Here is a 19,662-nt window from a genome sequence, read left to right on the forward strand (position 1 = left end):
TTCATGTTGCCGCCTTTTGGAGAGGCCGCTTCATTTTCTCCATATCTTCTGGGTTTGTGATTCCAAGCAATTCGTAAATCCGAACAGGCTGGGTTTTTCCTTTTACTCGCACTAAATCTAGTTCCCGAGTGACCACTCGGTCTTTCACTTTTTCGTAAGTATACTCAGAGATGATCACATTTGTGGTGTACATTTTATTGGATCCTTCTAAACGGGATCCTAAGTTGATTGTGTCACCCATACAGGTATATTCCATCCTGTGAGAGGAACCCATGTTTCCAACAACGGCTGGACCTGAGTTGAGTCCGCAACCAATATCGATCACAGGAACATTTCGTTCTGCCCATTTCTGCTGGAGCACCTTCAAATAGTCTAGTTGTGCAAGGGCCGCAACGCAAGCATAGTATGCGTGGTCTTCCAAGGGCACTGGTGCTCCCCAAAAAGCCATGATCGCATCTCCCATATACTTATCAATGGTTCCTTTGTATTCGATGATGATGTCCGTCATTGCAGAAAGATATTCATTGAGTAACTTCACCAAATCTTCTGGACCCAACTGTTCGGAGATAGTAGTGAACCCGCGAACGTCGGAAAAGAAAATGGTGATTTCTCGTTTGGATCCACCCAGAGCTAAATTGTCAGGATGTTTGAGAAGTTCATCCACAACATCTTTGGAAACGAACTTGGAAAAGGTTTGGCGAATGTATTTTACGTTTTCTTCTTCCGTCAAAATCCTAAAACCGATGATGGCAACAAAGACCACAATCTGTTCAATTGTTACGGAAGGAAGTACTGTGATCAGGTTAAATGCTTGGAAGATATAAAGCGCAGCAACTACGTAAAGTAATAACTGAGTCAACATAATCGCAAATCCAATATGAGTTTTCATACGCGGTTGCAAAAATCCGATCATCACACCAAGACCTACATAAATGAGAAAGATTCCCCAATTGGGAACTGTAGATAAAAAGTCTTGATTTAGAATGGTATTGATCGCATGAGCGTGGTGTTCAATCCCAGACATATCACCAAAGGGAGATAAGTGAGAGTCTTTTGATGCCCCGCGTCCTGTTGCATAATACATGGCAACAAGAAAGATTTTGTTGTTAATTTGGTTTGCTTCTAATAATTCAGCATCCCAATCATTGGTAACTTCGAAAATTTCATTTTGTTTGAAGGAATACCTTCCTCCCACAAAGTTGATTTCCATTTGCCCTTCCCAATCAATTGGGATCACAACTTCCCTTTTCTCATTCGGAACTTGCATTACATCTCGTTCTTCAAACTTACGTTCTTTGATGTTGAACTCACGGATGATTTTTTTTGGGATGTTGGACAATTTGATATAGTGCCCCATATTAACTTCCACATCTCTTTGTACATCAATTCCGTAGTATTTACAAACAATGAGTAAGTCGATGGAAGGGAAATATTCTGTTTCTCTGTCTCTACCTGAGTTATAAACCTTTACCACGAGAGGCATCTTACGGTTCAAACCAGATTCATCTTTTTTTACGTTCGCAAAACCAAGACCAGCTGACAATTCAGCGATTGGTTCAATGGGCGGTTGTGGAAACTTAACCCAAGAAATTCCGCCATCGTTTTCATCGATTACGTTCTTTAATTGGAATTGTCTTAGAATATCGATTCGTTTTTCTAAATTGAGAACCGCTTCTTTTGACTCCGCACTGACTTCCATAGGGTAGTCAAAGAGGACATTCCGGTTCTTTTGAAGAGCTGCTGCCATCTCTTCCGATTGACCGGGTTTGTAATCTACGAAGAAAATATCGAACATTAGAATGTTGTTCGATTCTTTAAAAGTATCTATGATATCAGCATAATAACTCCAAGGTAGGGGCCAAGTTCCTTGTAGTTTCTCCAATGATTCTGTTGTGATACCAATGATATTGATATCTTTCCGAGCTTTTGCTGGTGGTTGGAATTGAATGTATTCAATTCTACCAGTGTCCCCTTCACTTTCTGTTTTTGTGTTAGATCCGCGTAAAAACTGAAACCTTGTGGAAACAGAATTTTCTTCCAAATCCTTGAGTGGTTGGAAAGTATTTACCAAGGTATACATAAAAATGGCGATCACATAGGACAACCAAATAGCACCTGACTTCTGTTTGTCTTTAGAAACCTTTTCAATGGTTTTGTATACAAAGTAGGAAGAAGTAAGAAGGGTGAGCAAACCGCCAATAAGGAAGGAAAATTCGTATTCCCACCCTGTCATTACGACAGAAATGATCACACCTAGTGTTCCTAGTGCGGCAACGGTAACACTGAGATAGTCCAAAATCGAAAGCGATTTTGATTCTTTGTCGGACATAGAGCCTCTTTATTCGTTTGGGAATTTCCGACCATTTTCCCGAATTTTTTAAAGAGACTCAAATGTTTTTGATAGATAAGGGAAAAAAATTTAAGAAATCGATGTTCTGATCTTCGAAATGTAATCTGCCAATGCAGAAACGACCTTGGAACGATCCGAACCGTTTTCTTCGATGATCCTTTGGATGGCAGAACCGATGATGATCCCATCTGCATACTGCGAAATTTGGTTCGCTTGGTCCGGGGTAGAGATTCCAAATCCAGCGCAAATGGGTAATTGGATGGTTTCTTTCAAAAACCGGATCCGTTCCTTCAAATCCAATGAGAACTCACGTCTTTCACCAGTAACACCAAAAGAGGTAACGTAATAGATGAAACCAGAGGATGTTTTTGCAAGGGCTTGGATTCTTTTTTTCTCGGATGCCGGTGTCACCAAATGGATCAAATCCATATCGCGAACTTTAAGCTCTCGAAACAAGGTTTCGCTTTCCGCAGTATCAAATGGCAAATCAGGAATCACAAGTCCAACAATGCCAGATTCCTTTGCCCGATCTAAAAATTTCGTAATCCCACAATGGTAAATGGGATTGAAATAAGTAAGATAGACTAGAGGGGTTTCTGGTTTGTGGTCATGAATGGCTTTTGTAACACGAAAGATTTCATCGAAGGAAAAGGAATTTTTTAAGGAACGAGCCACAGCCCTTTGGATGACTGGCCCATCGGCAACCGGATCCGAAAAAGGAATCCCAAGTTCCAAAATATCGGCTCCGTTGTCTAAAATGGTTTTTCCGAATTCGATAGAATCATTATAATTTGGATCCCCTAAAGTAAAATAGGGGATGAACGCGGACTTAAATTTAGCACTATCGAATAACGATTTTATTTTACTCATTTACTTCTTTCACCTAATAACCGCAAAACTTCCGTTACGTCCTTGTCACCTCGACCAGAAAGACAAATGATTAAATCTTTTTTCTTTCCAAGATCACGAGCAACATCCCTTGCTACATGAAAGGCATGAGCCGTTTCCAATGCAGGGATAATTCCTTCAATACGAGATACTTCCAAAAAGCAGTCTAACGCTTGTTCGTCTGTCACCATACGGTAGTCAACTCTTCCTGTTTGAGAAAGAAAGGCATGTTCAGGCCCCACTCCCGGATAATCAAGACCCGCAGAAACAGAATGGGCAGGAACAATTTGACCAAATTCATCTTGGATGATTAAGGTTTTTGTTCCGTGTAAAAATCCCGTTTTGCCATAGGTTAAAGTTGCAGAGTGTTCTCCTGGTTTTGGACCAAGTCCCCCAGCTTCGGCTCCGTAAATGGCAACCTGTTTGTCTTTAAGGAAGGCGTGAAACATTCCAATGGCATTGGATCCTCCACCCACACAGGCAACAATTGCACTTGGAAGTTTTTTATTTTCTTTCTTAAATTGTGACTTCGCTTCCTTTCCAATGACCGCCTGTAAATCACGCACAATTGTGGGGAACGGGTGAGGACCAATGGCGGAACCGACAATATAATGTGTAGTTGAAACATTGAGTGCCCAGTCTCTCATAGCTTCACTTGTTGCTTCTTTGAGGGTGGCTTCTCCCGCAGTTACAGGAAGAATCTTTGCACCTAACATCTCAATTTTTTTGGCATTGAGATTTTGTCTTTGGACATCCACGGCACCCATATAAACAACCGTTTCCATTCCGAACATAGCACCCACAGTGGCAGTCGCAAGTCCGTGTTGTCCGGCACCTGTTTCCGCTATGATTCTTTTTTTACCCATAAACCTTGCAATAAGAGCCTGTCCTATCGCATTATTAATTTTATGAGCACCAGTATGATTTAGATCTTCGCGTTTTAGCCAGATACGAGCACCTCCCCAATGTTTGGTGAGACGTTCGGCATAGGTAAGCGGACTAGGTCTTCCGACATAGTTCCGTAAATAGTATTCGAGTTCTTTTTTGAACTTCTTACTTTTCTTTAACTTTTGATAGGTGGATTCAAGCTCTTCTAATGCTTCCGTTAAAATTTCAGGAGAGTAACGGCCACCGAATTCACCAAAATATCCAGGTAGGTTTTTGCCCATATATCCCAAGATACGGGAATGGGGGAATATGAAAACTGCTTCTTTGGGTGGGGGTGGGGGTTTTTGGGTACACTCTCCCCGCCCTGATCTAAGGGTGGGGAACTAGACCCGCCACCCAATGGCTTCCTTCTATCACAAAGACCGAATTCTCACCATCCCTTCTCTGGATTCTACAGAAAAAATCAAAAGAAGTTCATATTCCTGCTTGTTCCACTTCTTTCTTAAGGGTCTCATGGAGTGCTTGGATTTGATTTTGTAGTTTTCCAACTAAATCTTCATTGGTAGTGAAAGGAACTGTTTCCTCAACCATGGATTTGCGATCAAGGATAGTGATCTCACCTTTTTCTAAAAATCCTTTTCCAAGCGTAAGGCGAATTGGAAAACCTATGAGTTCCGAATCTTTGAACTTAAAACCAGGACCTAAGTCACGATCATCCCAAAGAACCTCAATCCCTGCAGCAACGAGTGCTTTGTATATGGATTCAATTTTTGCGATGTCTTCAGGATTTTTTGCAATACTCACCAAACAAACAGTAAACGGAGCTATGGATACTGGCCAATAGATCCCTTTATCGTCATTACATTGTTCTATTACAGTGGCCATACAACGGTTCACACCAATCCCATAACAACCCATAGTCGTTGTAGTGGATTTACCTTTATCATTCAATACTGTTATGTCGAAAGCTTTCGAATACTTTTGGCCTAATTTAAAAATATGTCCTACTTCGATTCCTTTTTCAGCAGTAAGACCTGTTCCACAATTCGGACATGGATCTCCTTCTATCGCTTGCGATACATCAATTTTTGAGACTTCATCGTCTTTAAAAAATTTAGAAATCTGGATTCCGGAAGTATGGTAGTCCACCTCATTGGCTCCAGAGATGTAAGCAAAGTTCCAATCGATCAGAGAATCAATGATCACTTTCAGATTCACTGATTTGGGAAAACCAGGACCAATAAACCCTGGAACAAGACCTAAAGTTTCCATTTCTTTTGGTCCCATAGGTCTTAATTCATTACAACCCAAATGATTCTTAAGTTTGTTTTCATTAAGTTCACGGTCTCCTTCTAAAAAGACAAGAACGTAAGTTCCATCTGCCCATAATGCCACTGCTTTGAGTAAATTTTCTTCTTTTGTCTTTAAAAACTCAGCAACTTCTGTGATAGTCTTTTTAGCAGGCGTGTGAATCTTTTCCGAACCGACAAACGGTTGTTTGCTGGATTTTGGATTAAGAATTACAGGAGTTTTTTCAATATTTCCTGAATACTGGCAAGATGGGCAAATCGTAAGTGTTTCTTCACCAATAGGTGACACGACCATAAATTCTTCAGAGGCAGATCCACCCATGTTTCCTGAATCAGCTTGCACTGGTATGGTGGAAAGTCCCATTCCCGCAAATATTCTGCGATACGTTTTACGCATGGTTTGGTAAGTTTTGTCCAGAGACTCATCATCTAAATGAAAGGAATAGGCATCCTTCATTGTAAATTCACGTGAACGAATCACACCAAAACGCGGACGGATTTCATCTCGAAACTTCGTATGAATTTGATATACATTAATAGGAAGGTCTTTATAAGAACGAACCATAGGTTTCACAAGAACACAAAAAGATTCTTCATGGGTTGGACCAAGGCAACTCTCATTGTCGTGACGATCCTTTAAACGAAACATCTCTTTTCCCATTTTATCCCAACGACCTGACTCTTTCCAAATTTCACTTGGAGTCAAAATCGGAAGTTGGAATTCTAATGCACCAGCAAGGTCCATTTCGGAACGAACAATCCCTTCAATTTTTTTTAAGATCCGAAGTCCCAATGGTAAATATGAATAGAGTCCAGCAGCAGATTTACGGACAAGCCCTGCTCTCATCATGAGTTTATGTGATGCAACAACGGCATCTTGCGGATCTTCTTTTGCAGTTGGGATTAAATAGGCACTAGCTTTCATCGATATTTCTCTTAAATTTATAGATAACTTGTAAAAACAGAAATTAAAAAATACGCATCACGTCATTAAAGGAAACATAGAGACCAAGTCCTATGAGAAAGAAAAATCCCAATCGAAAAATAGCTTCTATTGCCTTTCTAGGAAGTGGTCTTCCCGTGATTGCTTCATATGCATAGAGTACAATGTGTCCTCCATCAGCCATAGGAATCGGAAGCAAATTCATAACCATAAGGGCTAGTGAAATTTTTGCGACAAAGTCAAGGTAAGTCACCCAACCATATTCCAAACTAATTCCAGCAATTTGTACAATTCCAATGGGACCAGATAAATTCTCTTTAGGAGAGAGGAGTCCAGAAAAAAGCATCCCAATTCCTTTTAAGGTTGTGGATACGTTTTCATAAACTTTATTGGATGCTCCAACAAACGAGGAGTATACAGTAGACTCTTTCTGTAACTTTTCCGCTTCAAATTTCATTGAAGCTCGAAAACCGAGTAATCCTATGGGCTTCAAATTGACATTTGCGGAATACTTCATGTTTCCAATCCAGACATCCTTTCTACCTGAATTGTCTTTCAAATATTCAGAAAGAGAGTCCGCTTTGTCGAAGGTTTTGTCTTGGATTTTTAGATTCGAAAGTCGATTTTCAATTTCAGAATCATAACTATCCAATCGAAAATAAGAAATTCCTAACTCTGGAAATTTAGGGTGTTTGATATCCCAAAATTCAAAAACATTGGCACCTAACACAGGAATTTGGATCGTTACAGTTTCGGTAGCCCAAGGAGTAAGTAACGGGTAGGTTTTTCTTTCAACTACTACAGGAATGGTTTTTCCCTGGTGTTTCCCCAGTTCCGTTTGCAATTCAGGGACAGTATGCACGTCCACCCCTGCCACTTGCAAAATCATATCCCCGTCTTTCAAATAGGAGAGAGCACGTCTACGGAGTGATTTTTCCCTTTCTTGAATCTCTCTTTGTTTTAAGAGTTCTTCTGGAATTTCTTCTTTTCTTTCTTCAATTTTTTCTTGGAAGTAGATAGAAGACTTATCATCTCGATCCAGTAGATTTGCCATAAAATGGCCGATTTGTTCCCCGTATGTGAAGGTAGCGACGACTCTTCTTTCCCCAAAAGGCATCACACCAATCGTAGGATGTCCACCCGCAGAATATAAATTTGGTACAATTTGTACGGATTTGATCTCTTCATTACGTTTATAGGTGACTTCCACAGGATCACCAGAAGTCAAACTTACATTGGTAAAAATATCTTCGAAACTTTCGGTTGATTTTCCATTGATGGAAACAATTTTGTCACCAGTACGAAGACCCGCTGTGTAAGCAGGGCTTGATACTTTATTGGCATCTTCAATAAAAATGCGATTGGAAGAAGGACTATCTCCAGACAGTTCCAAAATAAATAGCAAAACAAAACCTAATACTAAATTTGCGAATGGACCACCAAGAACGGGTATCATACGACGAAGTGGTGGCGTTGAGAGTAAATCCCCTTGTCTTGGTTTTTTGTTTTTGCTATAGTCGTCACCACGGAAAAGTACATATCCTCCAATGGGGATGGCAGTGATTTGGTAGATGGTTTTCCCAATTCTTTTTTTCCAGATTCCTTTACCATAACCTAACGAAAAAATCCGAGCTTCCACTCCGACCAACTTTCCACATAAGAGGTGCCCCAATTCATGGATAAAAATAGAAACCGCTAACATGAATACGGCGCCGAGTATCATTACTATCATATAGTCACTCCCCCTCTCACAAATTCTTTTTGAATATAACTACGAGTTTCCTTATCTTTTTCTAAATACCCTTCCAAATCTTCTGGAAAGGAATTGGAAATTTTATTTAAGGCCTTTTCAATTAACTTAGGTATGGCGGTAAAAGAAATTCTTTCTTCTAAAAACAAAGCCACAGCTTCTTCATTCGCTGCATTGAATACGGAAGGAGCCACACCGCCTGCTCTACCTGCTTGGTAAGCAAGCGAAAGACCGGGATACCGACCCAAATCTGGCGAAAAAAATTCCAATGTCTTCCATGTGGATGGTTTTCTTTCCATCAGCATTTTGGGTGTTGGTGTCGGATAAAATAAGGAATGAGCGATGGGGAAAATCATATCTGGATGGCTTGTGTATTGCAAACAAGCACCATCTACTGTTTCTATGATCCCATGAGTCAAAGATTGTGGGTGGATCACAACTTCAATTTCATCATATGAAAATCCAAATAAAAAATGAGCTTCAATGACTTCGAGACCTTTATTGATAAGACCAGCAGAATCCACAGTAATTTTTGGACCCATGGACCAAGTCGGATGATTTAATGCCTGTTTTACGGAAACATGCTCCAACTCTTCGATAGGGAGAGTGCGAAAACTCCCCCCCGATGCGGTAAGAGTAATGGCGCGGATATTGGATCTTTTTTCTCGTTCAATCAATTGAAAAAGTGCATTGTGTTCGGAATCTACTGGAACCATAAGAGTATTATGTTTTGCAACCAAACGGTTGATTAGCGGCCCAAAAGTAACAAGAGTTTCTTTATTGGCGATGGCAATTTTTTTACCTGCTTCAATGGCGGCAATCGTCGGTTTTACCCCGCGTGCCCCGACAACCGCTGTCACTACCACATCTACACTGGTTAGTTGAACCAAATCGATGAGAGAATCTTCTCCATAAAGAATCGTAGTGGATTTATACTTCGAACCAAACTTACCAGCTAACTGAGAGTCTGTGACAGACACCACTTCTGGGGAAAATTCATCAATCAGTGTTTTGGCTAGTTCCCAATTGGAATGAACTGAAAAACTTCGTAAAGAAAAGGAATCCCGAAATTGGCGTAAGACCTTCACGGTGGAAGAACCAACAGAACCAGAAATTCCTAATACGGATACACCAACCATGTAACTGTTAGACCGTTCTCGAGAAGAGAATCAGACCGAGTATCCGAGGATTCCCTTAAATAGAAAATAATAGTAAATCACAGGAACGGTAAATAGAAGTGCATCTGCTAAATCAAGCACCCCACCGTGGCCAGGGATTAAGCTTCCTGAATCTTTAATTTTGGCATCTCGTTTCATTGCAGACTCAGCAAGGTCACCCATCACAGAAATGATAGAAACTACAAAAGCAACAAGGATGGATTCGATCACACCAATGGGCAATTTGACTCCGCTAAAATGTTCCCAAGTTACATTGAGAATTTGTACACCCAAAACGGCTGTAATATTTCCGGTCACATATCCTTCCCAAGTTTTTTTAGGAGAGATCTTTAGACCAGCTGGGTGTTTTCCAAACCAACGACCGCCAAAGTAGGCTCCTGCATCACTCATAAACGTAATCACAGAAACTAAAAAGATATAATAGGCTCCAAATGGGAAAGCCAAGAGAAGCAAAAAATGGCCAATGGGAATTGCTAAGTAAATGGGGCCAAGAATAGTCGCACTTGCAGAGAATAACGCACCATCTAACGGGCGTTTCAGAATTTGCAAAATCCAAACAGTTAGCGAGAGAGCGATTAATAAAAAAGGAACAGGATGGAACCCTTCTCTCAAAATTTTAGACAATTCCAAAATATAAGAAGGAGGAGTCACTTGGAATTGGAGCCCTAAAAATTGGATGTAATAAACTGAAAAGATTAATAACGAAAAGAAAAGCCCAGTCCCAAAGAAGGGTTTAGAATCTTCCCGTTTACAAAAGGCATAGAGTTCTTTTAAACCCAAGTAGATGGTCACACAACCAAACAAAAAGAATTCCAAATAGTAAAAGGAACTATGGAAGATCATAAACACATAGACAAAAGTCAATACGATTGCAGATAGGATACGGAGTGTTGTCTCACTCATAACAAACCACCAAATTTACGTTTTCGGGAATCAAAAAAGAGAAGGGCTTCCTCTAAAGAGGTCCTTCCAAAGTCCGGCCAAAGTGTATTCGTAAAATACATTTCAGCATACGCACTCTGCCATAAAAGGAAATTGGAAATCCTTTGTTCTCCCGCAGTTCTGATCAATAAATCTACGGGTGGTAAAGGAGATGTATACAAATATTTTTCAAAATCTTTAGGGCTAATCGGTTTGTCCAAAGTTTCTTTTTTGGACTTACGAGCTGACATGATCCTAGAAAAGGTACTCAAAATCTCTTCGTGCCCACCATAGTTCAAACAAAAGTTAGCAGTGAGTTTTTTGTTTTTTTTAGTGACCGCCATGGCATGGTCAATCTTTGTTAAAACTGTTTTAGAAAGTTTGTTTCTTGCACCACTGTGATGAATCCGAATCCCTTTTTCGTGAATGGTATCAAGTCTTGTTTCGATAAATTCAACTAACAAACCAAAGATGGCTTGAATTTCTGTGATGGGACGTTTCCAGTTTTCTGTGGAAAATGCATAAAGAGAGATGTTGGGGATTTTATATTCCAAAGCCACATCCAAAAGGCGATCAATTGCATTCGCCCCTTCTCTGTGGCCTTCGGTTCTTTTTTTCCCCTGGCTTTCAGCCCACCTTCCATTTCCGTCCATGATGACAGCAATGTGTGCGGGGATTGTATTAAACTTCATAGGAAATTAAAGAGTAGTGATCTCTTTTTCTTTTTCCTTTTCCAATTCTCCCAATTTGGCAATATAAGAATCTGTAATTTTTTGAATCTTATCTTGGTGGCCTTTTACTTCATCTTGGGACATTTCTGCCTGTTGTTTTTTTAACTCATCGTTTGCATCACGTCGGATGTTACGAATCGCCACTTTTTTTTCTTCGGCCTTTTGTTTTACAACTTTTGCAAGTTCCTTTCGTCTTTCCCCTGTTAGCTCAGGGATATTAATTCGAATGCTAGAACCATCGTTATTCGGAGTAAGGCCAAGGCTTGCAGCAAAAATTGCCTTTTCGATATCTTTCAACATTCCTTTTTCAAAAGGAGTGATAAGAATCACACGAGGTTCTGGGCAGGCAATTTTACCGAGTTGGTTTAACGGAGTCAGTGTACCGTAATAGTCCACTCTTACATCTTCTACCATCATAGGATTTGCTTTTCCCGTACGAATCGTACCGAAGTCTTTTTTCAAAGCATCAACAGTTTTGTCCATTTTGGACTGCATTGATTTTATAATTTCATCTACCATCTAGAATCACTTCCTCTGAATTGGAGATTAACGTACCGATAGGTTCCCCATCGATTAGTTTCCTTAAATTCCCTGCCTTAAAGATATCAAACACGATAATGGGCATATTATTGTCCATGCAGAGACTTAAAGCAGTTGAATCCATAACCTTTAACCGGTGTTTAATGGACTCCATAAAAGAAACTTCTAAGTAACGTTTTGCATTGGGATCTTTTTTCGGATCCGCAGTATACACACCGTCTACTTTTGTGGCTTTGAGGATGACTTCACACCCGACTTCCACTGCACGAAGGGATGCAGTAGTATCCGTTGTAAAATACGGATTCCCTGTCCCACCAGCAAATATAATAACACGATTTTTTTCTAAATGGCGAACCGCACGTCTACGAATATAAGGTTCAGCAACAGATTTCATTTCGATGGCAGAAAGAACTCGGGTAAACATTCCTTGTTTTTCACATGCATCTTGTAAGGCGAGACCATTCATTATGGTGCCAAGCATTCCCATGTAGTCTGCTGTCGCTCGGTCCATTCCGGACTTTGCTAAAGTTTCGCCACGGATCATATTTCCACCACCAACAACTACAGCAACTTCGAGACCTAAGTCATGAACTTCCTTGATTTGACCGGCGAGAGAAAATGTTTTATTGGTATCAATACCAAGCTCACCCTCACCGGCAAGAGCCTCGCCGGAGAGTTTGATTAAAATTCTTTTGAAACGCGGACTAGTTCCCACCTACTTGGAACCTCGAGAACCTACCAACAGTAATGTTCTCTCCAAATTTTGCAATGGCCTCTTGGAGAAGGTCATTGATGGTTTTGGAGTTGTCACGAATCGATTTTTGGTGAATGAGACAAATCTCTTCAAAGTATTTTTTCATTTTACCAGGAAGGATCTTTTCGATTTGTTCCGGTTTTTTGCCTTCTTGTTCGAGAAGGGCTTTTTGAACACTCATCTCACTATCAATTTCTGATTTTGGGATGGATTCTTCACTGACATAAAGTGGGTTCATCGCAGTGATTTGAAGGGCAATTTCTTTTCCAAGAGCTTCAAATGCTTCATTGTTGGCAACGAAATCGGTTTCACAGTTAAGTTCAACGAGAACTCCTGTTTTTCCTGTTCCGTGGATGTATGCGATTACTTTTCCTTCGCCAGTCTCACGACCTGCGCGTTTCGCCGCTTTAGCCAATCCTTTCTCTCTCAAATAAGTGACCGATTTTTCAACATCGCCACCGTTTTCTTCGAGGGCTTTTTTGCAATCCATCATCCCCGCGCCTGTACGTTCGCGGAGATCTTTAATTTGTTCGGAGCTAACTGCCATTACTCTTTCACCTCTGTAGTCGGTTTTACTTCTGCTTCCGTAGCTGCTGCTACTTCCGCTGCTTTTTTTGCTGCTTCAGGATCGACAGGGATGTCTTTTGCTACTGGAGGAAGTTCATCGTCCATAATGAATTTTCCGGACTCATCATACTCACCTTGGTATTCAAGAGCAAGTTGTTCTGCGTCCATATCTTCAGCAAAATTAGTTTGAATGACTTCTCCACCTGTTCCTTCGAGTACAGCATTTGCCATAGTATCAAGGAATAATGAAATTGCACGGATCGCATCATCGTTACCTGGAATTGGGTAATCGATTGGCTCTGGGTCACAGTTTGTATCAATCACTGCGAACACTTTCAAACCAAGTTTTTTTGCTTCTTTCACTGCAATTTCTTCTTTTTTAGGATCGATTACAAAAAGAATTTCTGGCACAACTGCCATATCTTTAATCCCACCAAGTGTTTGGCGGAGTTTTTCCAACTCACGTTTCAAAGAGAGTGCTTCTTTTTTAGTTCTAGCTTCTTGTTCGAAAGAGTTGTTCTCTTCCATTTGCTCAAGTCTTTTCAAACGAGCAATAGACTTCTTTACTGTGTTCCAGTTAGTGAGAAGTCCACCTAACCAACGGTTAGATACATAGTACATACTGCACGCTTGCGCTGCTCTTTCGATAGCACCACGAGCTTGTTTTTTAGTTCCTACAAAAAGAACTTTCTTACCTTGGCCGGTAAGTTTTTTCAAAGCGTCGTAAGCTTCTTTCGTTTTTTGAACGGTTTTTTGAAGGTCGATGATATGAATTCCGTTACGAGCTGTATAGACATACGGGCTCATTTTTGGATTCCAACGACGTGTTTGGTGACCGAAGTGTACGCCTGCTTCTAGCAGACTTTTCATGGAAATTACTGACATAGTTACCCCTTTTTTAGTGCGAGATATCCAGACGCTACAAGACCAACGATACTTGCAGGGGTTAGCTGGAACTCGACTTTAATTATGTAAAGCTCAAGTGATACTGGTGATTCGAACAAAAACCGAGAGAGGTATGTTGTGCCAAGAAGTCGGTCAAGGACCACTCCCGCCACGGCTCCCGCCATCAGTCCCAAAAAAAGCACCAAAAGTAGGTTCCCGATTTGGGTTTTGTTCATCCAAAAGCACCTTTGTTAAGCTTCCCTGTCAGAATTTGGAATTTGGGCAGATTGTCAAGGGGAAAGGAATTCTGAAGTTCTGAAAACAGAGTTTGGACCCCATCCAGAGGAAAATCCGCATTCCATAGTGCTAGGAACTCTCTTTTTTTGCGGGGGCGCCTCCACTCTCCGTAAAAATGGAACCGGAAATCCAAAAAGGACCGGGCTCCCTCCGGGGTCCGCGAATGCTCCCGTCCTTCGGACCTTACGCCCTCCGGATCCCTGGCGCAAAATAAAACCTCGACTAGGATTTGGCCTCTACAATAAGATTTTTCGAAACAAACGATTTGCGAATCTACTTATGGGAGGGCTCGCCATTCTATCGTTAGCTTTCCCCTCGTTTCACATGGCGGCTACCGTCGGAGGACTTTATCTAGGAGCTGCAGGTATTCTGCATATTTTTCGCGGAATCGAACATGTGAATCTTAAAGAGGCAACAGCTTTAATTTCAGATCAGATAACCTTCCTGAACAAAAGAAGCTTGATCCATTGATGAAATTAATTTAAACTCGGAACAAAATGAAAAGGATTACCACCTTATTTCTGTTTTGCTTTCAAAACTGTCTCATTGGATCCAGTTTTCATGGATTTGTGAATATGGATTCAGCAAGGAACCAAAATCGAGTTTACTTTGATGAAAAAACCAAAAGCTTCGAAACGATACCTAATTTTCGCGGAAACATCATCAAACTTGGAAAAGTAGTAATTGGTGAAACAAAACAAATAGATTCCAAAAAACAGAAAAAAAGATTCTGTGAAAGAAACGAAACGGAATTAATCAAAAAATTAGATTTTTTAGATGAAAGGACAATCGTCTCCATTTACGAATCTTCCAGTTATCTATGTATCGAATATTACTAGTTTCATTTTTTTGTTTCTTCTTTTGTTGTCTTAGCCACCAAACCTTTCAACAGGTGGAAATTTCAAAAAATGAATACCAAACCACAAAACGACTTCCCTTCATTGCTAACACTTGTGACAGAAAGGCAGTTTTTTCCAATAACATACTCGAAAGAAACTTAATCATCCGTATTTGGGAGAATGGAGAGTTTCGAAATGTTTTTTTAAATAACGAACCTTTTGATATCATTGAAGATTTACGAATTTACCAATCCCATGATTATACCTGGTATATTTCTTTTATACCTTTATTCTCAGGTTACTATTGTGACCAATACCACCTCACAGGTTACTTACTCTATTTAGATCCAAACTCAAAAGAGAAATTAAATGCTAAACTTGAAAAGGATAGAACAAAAACAACTGGGTCCAATGGTCCCATCAAGGCATTTCGAGAATACAGTTTAATCGATGAAAAAATTCTATCACAAAAAATCAAAGAATTAAGAGAGAAAAAACAAGAACGTGGCTACAGCAAACATAAGGAACAATTTTATAAACCCAAAATCTGGGATTCTAAATCAAAATCAGAACTTGTATATATACCCAATGATCAACTGATTGATTATTGTTTGGAATTTCCATATGAATGTGTAAATGATCAAAATTACATTCAAGAAATTCGTTCGAGAACCACTGCGAATGCAAAACTAAATCTAAATCCAACTAATTTTTCAAATCTACTCCTAGAAAAAATCAATACAACAAAGGATAAAACCTACTTCGGTTGTTATTGCAGAAAAAATTCTGATTTTTTCATCTACTCTCAATGTCCTATTGATCGCTATGGATTGGATGCCCTTTGCAAAAAGAAAACTGATTGTTTAGAAGAAAGAAATGCTGAAAAGGAAAGGCAGTGTTTTAAAACATTCAAAGAAGATTTATCCATTCTTCTGAAAACAAAAGAATCTAAAGATAAAATTCACCAAGAAAAAGAAAACTTTGAAAGAATGATCTTCTATACAAAAAAATTATGGGCTTTGGAAGTATTAAAGGATATTACCCAATGAATACAAAAAACCATTACGCAAACCATCTTGGAAATTTTTACTCTTGGATGCTCGGAGATTGGAAAACTAAGGAAACCGAGTTTCGAGAGTTTTTATTTAAAAAAAATTTAACTGCAAAAAGAAATGAAGTAGCGATTGATTTAGGTGCAGGCAATGGGGTTCAGTCATTGGCCTTATCCAAATTAGGTTATCAAGTCATTGCAGTTGACTTTAACAAACAACTTCTTTCTGAATTGGAAAAAAATGCAAAAGATTCGAACCAATCCATCCAAATTGTGGACGATGATATCTTATCTGTTGTTCAATGGAAAGATAAACAACCTAAATTCATATTATGTTGTGGGGATACAATTACCCATCTTAATTCAAAAGAAGAGATTCAAGTTTTTATTAAATCATGTTACGAATCATTAATTCCCGGAGGAAACTTTCTAATCTCTTTTCGAGATTATTCCAAACCTCTCACTGGTGATTCTCGATTCATTCCCGTAATGTCCGATCCTTCCAAAATCCATACTTGTGTATTAGAATATGAAGAGAATAAAATTAGAGTCACAGACCAGTTATATGAAAAAAAAGAAGGGGGCTGGGTAATGTCAGTGAGTTCTTATTTTAAAGTACGACTACTTGAAGAAGAATGTTTACTTTATCTAAAAGAAGCAGGTTTTCATTGGGAGTGGGAAGAGACGTTTCAAAGAATGATAACCATACTTGCAAAAAAATAAAAGATACGATTCGTTCCTTATAGTTCAACTTAAGGTTTTCGCTCTTTTACATTATATTCGATGTTTTTTAGAAAAAACTTACCGTATATATAATCTCCTTCTGGATAATTCCAGATGGCTTCTCCATAACTTGGCACCTTTATTCCGTTAAAGTCTTTATAATCTCTCACAGGAGTTGTCCAGCGAGCCTTTCGCAAACTCCCATTATCTTGCAAAGCAGAACGGTCATCCGATACAAATTTCACCAACTCACCTGTTTCATTAAAAAAAAGAATAGCAGAAACTTTCCATTTTCCATTTTTAAAATATACTTTTGCAGACAATGGGCTTATTGGCTCCCAAGAGATTTTTTGATCAATCAATGCCGCTGGAGCAAACAAACAAAGGTCGTTTAACACAGTGACAGTTTCTGCCATTGTTAGCTCTTCCGTATCTAAATTAACAGCATCAAAAAGAGAAGCTACACGAACTAACATCGTAGCTTTTTCTTCCGAATAAGAATGAAGGACACGAAAGGGAATTCCCATCATACTTGCCTCCATATAGAAGTGGCGAGCGGGACGAATAAAAAAATTATACTGTTCAGAAGAAGAATCCATCGGATTTGCTTCAGGACTTTTGTACATTTGCTCTTTAAAAAGAATTCGCATGTTCTGTACTTTCGCTTTTCCGATGACACCGGTGTATTTTAAATATTTCCGAACAGGAGTAGGCATATGTCGAATGTCCGCTTCTGCAAGAACTGCCGGAGAAACCAATGGTTGGGTAGAAAACTCTTTATCCACTCTGGCAAAAAAAGAATTTTGTACACTACTGCAACCGAGTAAAAAGATAAGATTTATTTTACCGCAGAAAAAAAGAAAAAGATTTTGCTTTTTTAAAAATTGAAACTTCATGATACCGCCATCACCTAAAACTTGTAGACCTTATTTAGGATAGATGATTTAAAATTGCAGTCAAGAGAGAAGAGATTCCCTACAATTAGAAATTCTTACTTTGAATCATTCTAATAACAAAACTTCTGCTTGCTGGCCAGTATCAACCCACCTTTTTAGTGAAAAAATGAGTTAGACCTGACTCTACAAATATACCGAGCCTGCATCAGCTGGGCCAAACAAACCACGACAAACAGGGAAGTTCGGAGCCACATTACCCGAGGCTTTCACGATTGACTCACAAGGAAAAAACAGTACTTCATTCAAACAAACTGTTAGATCTTTTTTCTCCACATATTCATAAACCGAACCACAACTACGGAGTGTGCGTTGAGATTCTTTCGTTGTTGAAAACCCATTACAACCCGATTTCAAGGATGTAGTATAATAGGCAGCGCTAAATAAAGTTGTATCAATCGAAACTGGACAAAGGGTACGTTTAACGAGTAATGCACTATAAAATTTCCTGACTGCATAAGAACGTGAAACCTTACTGTCATCTAAACCGTCTCGCGAATCATAATATAAATCACCGATACATCCAAAAAATATAAACGAGACTAAAAAAACTATTTTTTGTAAATACAAATGGAATTTAAATTGAATCATTTAAACAAACAGTTGTTAAAATTGAAGTTGGTCAATTTTTTTCTTTAAGAGTTACAAAAAAAGAGGAATTGGTTTTTTATTTTTATATTGAGAAAATACATTACTGTGACAAAGGCCAAATAAAACTTATCACCGACTATTACAATTTTTTGATACAATTCACTAGAAGTTGAATATCCATATAAAAAAATCGCAAAAACGATCCAATTTGGTTTTGGAACCCATGTATACTGGAAAATCATAAGGAGAGAATATGGCATTCCAACAAATCCAAACGGGAATCATCACCGAAAAATTAATAGAAACGAAAGTATTTTATGAAAAATGGTTAGGGTTAGAAACAAAATTCGAATCCGATTGGTTTGTATTATTATGTTTACCCAATCGTCCAGAGGTGGAGTTGGCTATTATGAAACCTAACCAAACACAGGTTAGAAAATCATATTTCCAAAATTCTTACCAAGGAAAAGGCATTTGGTTTATATTCGAATCCAAGGAAGTAACGAAAGAGTTTGAGAAAATGAAACAAAACAATGCACCCATTGACCTTCCTCTCACTACGGAAGATTGGGGAGATGTACATTTTACTTTAGTCGATCCAAACGGAATTGGAATTGATATTGTCCAGGAAAGAAATTCTAATTAAAAATTAGAACGACAAAAGGAGAAACCTTTTCGATCTTTCCTCTGGAAAGAAAAAGAGGTTCCTCCTTTGACACAAAAACCCAACCTCTATCCCATTTGGAACAAAATGGAGAGCCAACTGGAAGAAACGATTGGCCTAAACCAAATTGCATTTTTTACAGGATATAGCGACTGGCACTTCCATCGTTTATTTAAATCCATCCAAGTGAGTGTACTCGTACATCCTTTACAGTTTTGTCTCAATACATACTTTACATAAAGATGCATTAAAATCCTGATTCAGACGGTAATGAGGATTGCATTGGATTTTTAAAATGCAACAACTTTCCCGTATACAAATCGATCACACCAAGGCTAACTCCATAAAAATGAATCTTTACATGCCTGTCCGAGATTTCCTCTAAACCAACTTCTTCATCTGCTAACGCGGAAGATAGAAAGATCCGATGGCCTTCAATATGAAGATTCCCTATGTCATTGATTTCTCCAATCATGATGTTTGTTGGATAAGAAGCTTTTACAATCCGTTTTGGGAATTTCCTTTTCGACTTTTGGTAATGGTTAGCAGGAAAAGAATTTTGAATTCCTTCATGTGGTCTTAGGTAATTGAATTCTTTCTGAAAATCTCGAAATGCTTTTTGTTGTGTCTCTAAGCTAGACCTTGGAGGCAAAGCCGTTTCTTCCTTTAAGGTTTTATGCATTCTTTCATGCCTACCATTTTGTTGTGGTTTGCCTGGTTCAATCCGCTCCAACTTGATTCCCAGTTTGATCCACCATACAGAAAGTTTACTAAGCCCTGCCAGCGCATTCGAGGCAAATGGTGGACCGTTGTCAGTTCGAATGGCAAGAGGCATTCCA

The 19,662-nt window shown here is 39.1% G+C and carries 21 protein-coding genes; 5 read left to right on the forward strand and 16 right to left on the reverse strand.

Features of this window, described 5'->3' with window-relative positions:
• Position 1: 1 nt before the first annotated feature.
• From LEP1GSC203_RS15215 to LEP1GSC203_RS15275, 13 genes are all read right to left on the reverse strand, one after another.
• Positions 2 to 2,329 (reverse strand): adenylate/guanylate cyclase domain-containing protein, encoded by a 2,328-nt coding sequence (locus tag LEP1GSC203_RS15215; RefSeq protein ID WP_002974912.1) that lies wholly within the window; start codon positions 2,327 to 2,329, stop codon positions 2 to 4.
• Positions 2,330 to 2,419: 90 nt separating this feature from the next.
• A complete protein-coding gene (gene trpA, locus LEP1GSC203_RS15220) occupies positions 2,420 to 3,220 on the reverse strand; it encodes a tryptophan synthase subunit alpha (protein ID WP_002974893.1) in 801 nt (266 codons plus the stop codon).
• Entirely contained in the window at positions 3,217 to 4,407 is a 1,191-nt protein-coding gene (trpB, locus tag LEP1GSC203_RS15225) for a tryptophan synthase subunit beta (protein WP_002974884.1), read from the reverse strand. Before trpB ends, trpA begins: the two co-directional genes overlap by 4 nt.
• Positions 4,408 to 4,600: 193 nt before the next feature.
• Positions 4,601 to 6,361 (reverse strand): proline--tRNA ligase, encoded by a 1,761-nt coding sequence (locus LEP1GSC203_RS15230; protein ID WP_002974945.1) that lies wholly within the window; start codon positions 6,359 to 6,361, stop codon positions 4,601 to 4,603.
• 43 nt (positions 6,362 to 6,404) lie between these two features.
• Complete coding sequence (locus tag LEP1GSC203_RS15235) at positions 6,405 to 8,111, reverse strand: site-2 protease family protein (RefSeq protein WP_039938171.1); 1,707 nt, start codon at positions 8,109 to 8,111, stop codon at positions 6,405 to 6,407.
• Positions 8,108 to 9,268 (reverse strand): 1-deoxy-D-xylulose-5-phosphate reductoisomerase, encoded by a 1,161-nt coding sequence (dxr, locus tag LEP1GSC203_RS15240; protein ID WP_002974911.1) that lies wholly within the window; start codon positions 9,266 to 9,268, stop codon positions 8,108 to 8,110. Before dxr ends, LEP1GSC203_RS15235 begins: the two co-directional genes overlap by 4 nt.
• 30 nt (positions 9,269 to 9,298) lie before the next feature.
• Positions 9,299 to 10,210, reverse strand: a complete 912-nt coding sequence (locus LEP1GSC203_RS15245) for a phosphatidate cytidylyltransferase (protein ID WP_002974898.1) — start codon at positions 10,208 to 10,210, stop codon at positions 9,299 to 9,301.
• The gene (locus LEP1GSC203_RS15250; protein WP_002974932.1) at positions 10,207 to 10,920 is read right to left on the reverse strand and encodes an isoprenyl transferase; all 714 of its coding nucleotides are present in this window, start codon (positions 10,918 to 10,920) and stop codon (positions 10,207 to 10,209) included. The genes LEP1GSC203_RS15245 and LEP1GSC203_RS15250 overlap by 4 nt, the downstream gene beginning before the upstream one ends.
• A 6-nt stretch (positions 10,921 to 10,926) precedes the next feature.
• Positions 10,927 to 11,478 carry a ribosome recycling factor gene (gene frr, locus LEP1GSC203_RS15255; RefSeq protein WP_002974976.1) on the reverse strand — a complete coding sequence of 184 codons (552 nt, stop codon included), beginning with the start codon at positions 11,476 to 11,478 and terminating at the stop codon, positions 10,927 to 10,929.
• Positions 11,468 to 12,214, reverse strand: a complete 747-nt coding sequence (gene pyrH / locus LEP1GSC203_RS15260) for a UMP kinase (RefSeq protein WP_002974914.1) — start codon at positions 12,212 to 12,214, stop codon at positions 11,468 to 11,470. Before pyrH ends, frr begins: the two co-directional genes overlap by 11 nt.
• Positions 12,204 to 12,800, reverse strand: a complete 597-nt coding sequence (gene tsf / locus LEP1GSC203_RS15265) for a translation elongation factor Ts (protein WP_002974916.1) — start codon at positions 12,798 to 12,800, stop codon at positions 12,204 to 12,206. The genes pyrH and tsf overlap by 11 nt, the downstream gene beginning before the upstream one ends.
• On the reverse strand, positions 12,800 to 13,705 hold the full coding sequence (rpsB, locus tag LEP1GSC203_RS15270) for a 30S ribosomal protein S2 (protein WP_039938175.1): 906 nt from the start codon (positions 13,703 to 13,705) through the stop codon (positions 12,800 to 12,802). Before rpsB ends, tsf begins: the two co-directional genes overlap by 1 nt.
• Positions 13,706 to 13,707: 2 nt before the next feature.
• Positions 13,708 to 13,941 carry a hypothetical protein gene (locus LEP1GSC203_RS15275; protein ID WP_002974969.1) on the reverse strand — a complete coding sequence of 78 codons (234 nt, stop codon included), beginning with the start codon at positions 13,939 to 13,941 and terminating at the stop codon, positions 13,708 to 13,710.
• A 558-nt stretch (positions 13,942 to 14,499) separates the two neighbouring features.
• On the opposite strand from LEP1GSC203_RS15275, the gene LEP1GSC203_RS15285 reads away from it, so the two are divergent.
• The 3 genes from LEP1GSC203_RS15285 to LEP1GSC203_RS15295 are packed head-to-tail and all read left to right on the forward strand — an operon-like array spanning position 14,500 to position 16,615.
• Positions 14,500 to 14,841, forward strand: coding sequence for a hypothetical protein (locus tag LEP1GSC203_RS15285; protein ID WP_039938178.1), 342 nt, complete (start codon positions 14,500 to 14,502; stop codon positions 14,839 to 14,841).
• Positions 14,842 to 14,894: 53 nt separating this feature from the next.
• Positions 14,895 to 15,890, forward strand: a complete 996-nt coding sequence (locus LEP1GSC203_RS15290; protein ID WP_002974920.1) for a hypothetical protein — start codon at positions 14,895 to 14,897, stop codon at positions 15,888 to 15,890.
• Entirely contained in the window at positions 15,887 to 16,615 is a 729-nt protein-coding gene (locus LEP1GSC203_RS15295) for a class I SAM-dependent methyltransferase (protein ID WP_002974910.1), read from the forward strand. Before LEP1GSC203_RS15290 ends, LEP1GSC203_RS15295 begins: the two co-directional genes overlap by 4 nt.
• A gap of 29 nt (positions 16,616 to 16,644) precedes the next feature.
• Here the strand turns inward: LEP1GSC203_RS15295 and LEP1GSC203_RS15300 are convergent, their stop codons facing one another.
• Positions 16,645 to 17,511, reverse strand: coding sequence for a DUF6544 family protein (locus LEP1GSC203_RS15300; RefSeq protein WP_002974913.1), 867 nt, complete (start codon positions 17,509 to 17,511; stop codon positions 16,645 to 16,647).
• A 183-nt stretch (positions 17,512 to 17,694) separates the two neighbouring features.
• Positions 17,695 to 18,159: a hypothetical protein gene (locus LEP1GSC203_RS15305; protein ID WP_002974885.1), complete on the reverse strand. Its 465-nt coding sequence runs from the start codon at positions 18,157 to 18,159 to the stop codon at positions 17,695 to 17,697.
• 253 nt (positions 18,160 to 18,412) lie between these two features.
• Between LEP1GSC203_RS15305 and LEP1GSC203_RS15315 the strand changes: the two genes are divergently transcribed.
• Entirely contained in the window at positions 18,413 to 18,805 is a 393-nt protein-coding gene (locus LEP1GSC203_RS15315; protein WP_002974970.1) for a VOC family protein, read from the forward strand.
• 66 nt (positions 18,806 to 18,871) lie between these two features.
• Complete coding sequence (locus LEP1GSC203_RS19795; RefSeq protein WP_084765008.1) at positions 18,872 to 19,063, forward strand: AraC family transcriptional regulator; 192 nt, start codon at positions 18,872 to 18,874, stop codon at positions 19,061 to 19,063.
• 7 nt (positions 19,064 to 19,070) lie between these two features.
• Here the strand turns inward: LEP1GSC203_RS19795 and LEP1GSC203_RS15320 are convergent.
• Positions 19,071 to 19,662: integrase core domain-containing protein (locus LEP1GSC203_RS15320; RefSeq protein WP_039938190.1), on the reverse strand; the 592-nt coding region annotated here is incomplete at its 5' end.

The organism is Leptospira terpstrae serovar Hualin str. LT 11-33 = ATCC 700639 (genome assembly GCF_000332495.1).
GTDB lineage: Bacteria > Spirochaetota > Leptospiria > Leptospirales > Leptospiraceae > Leptospira_A > Leptospira_A terpstrae.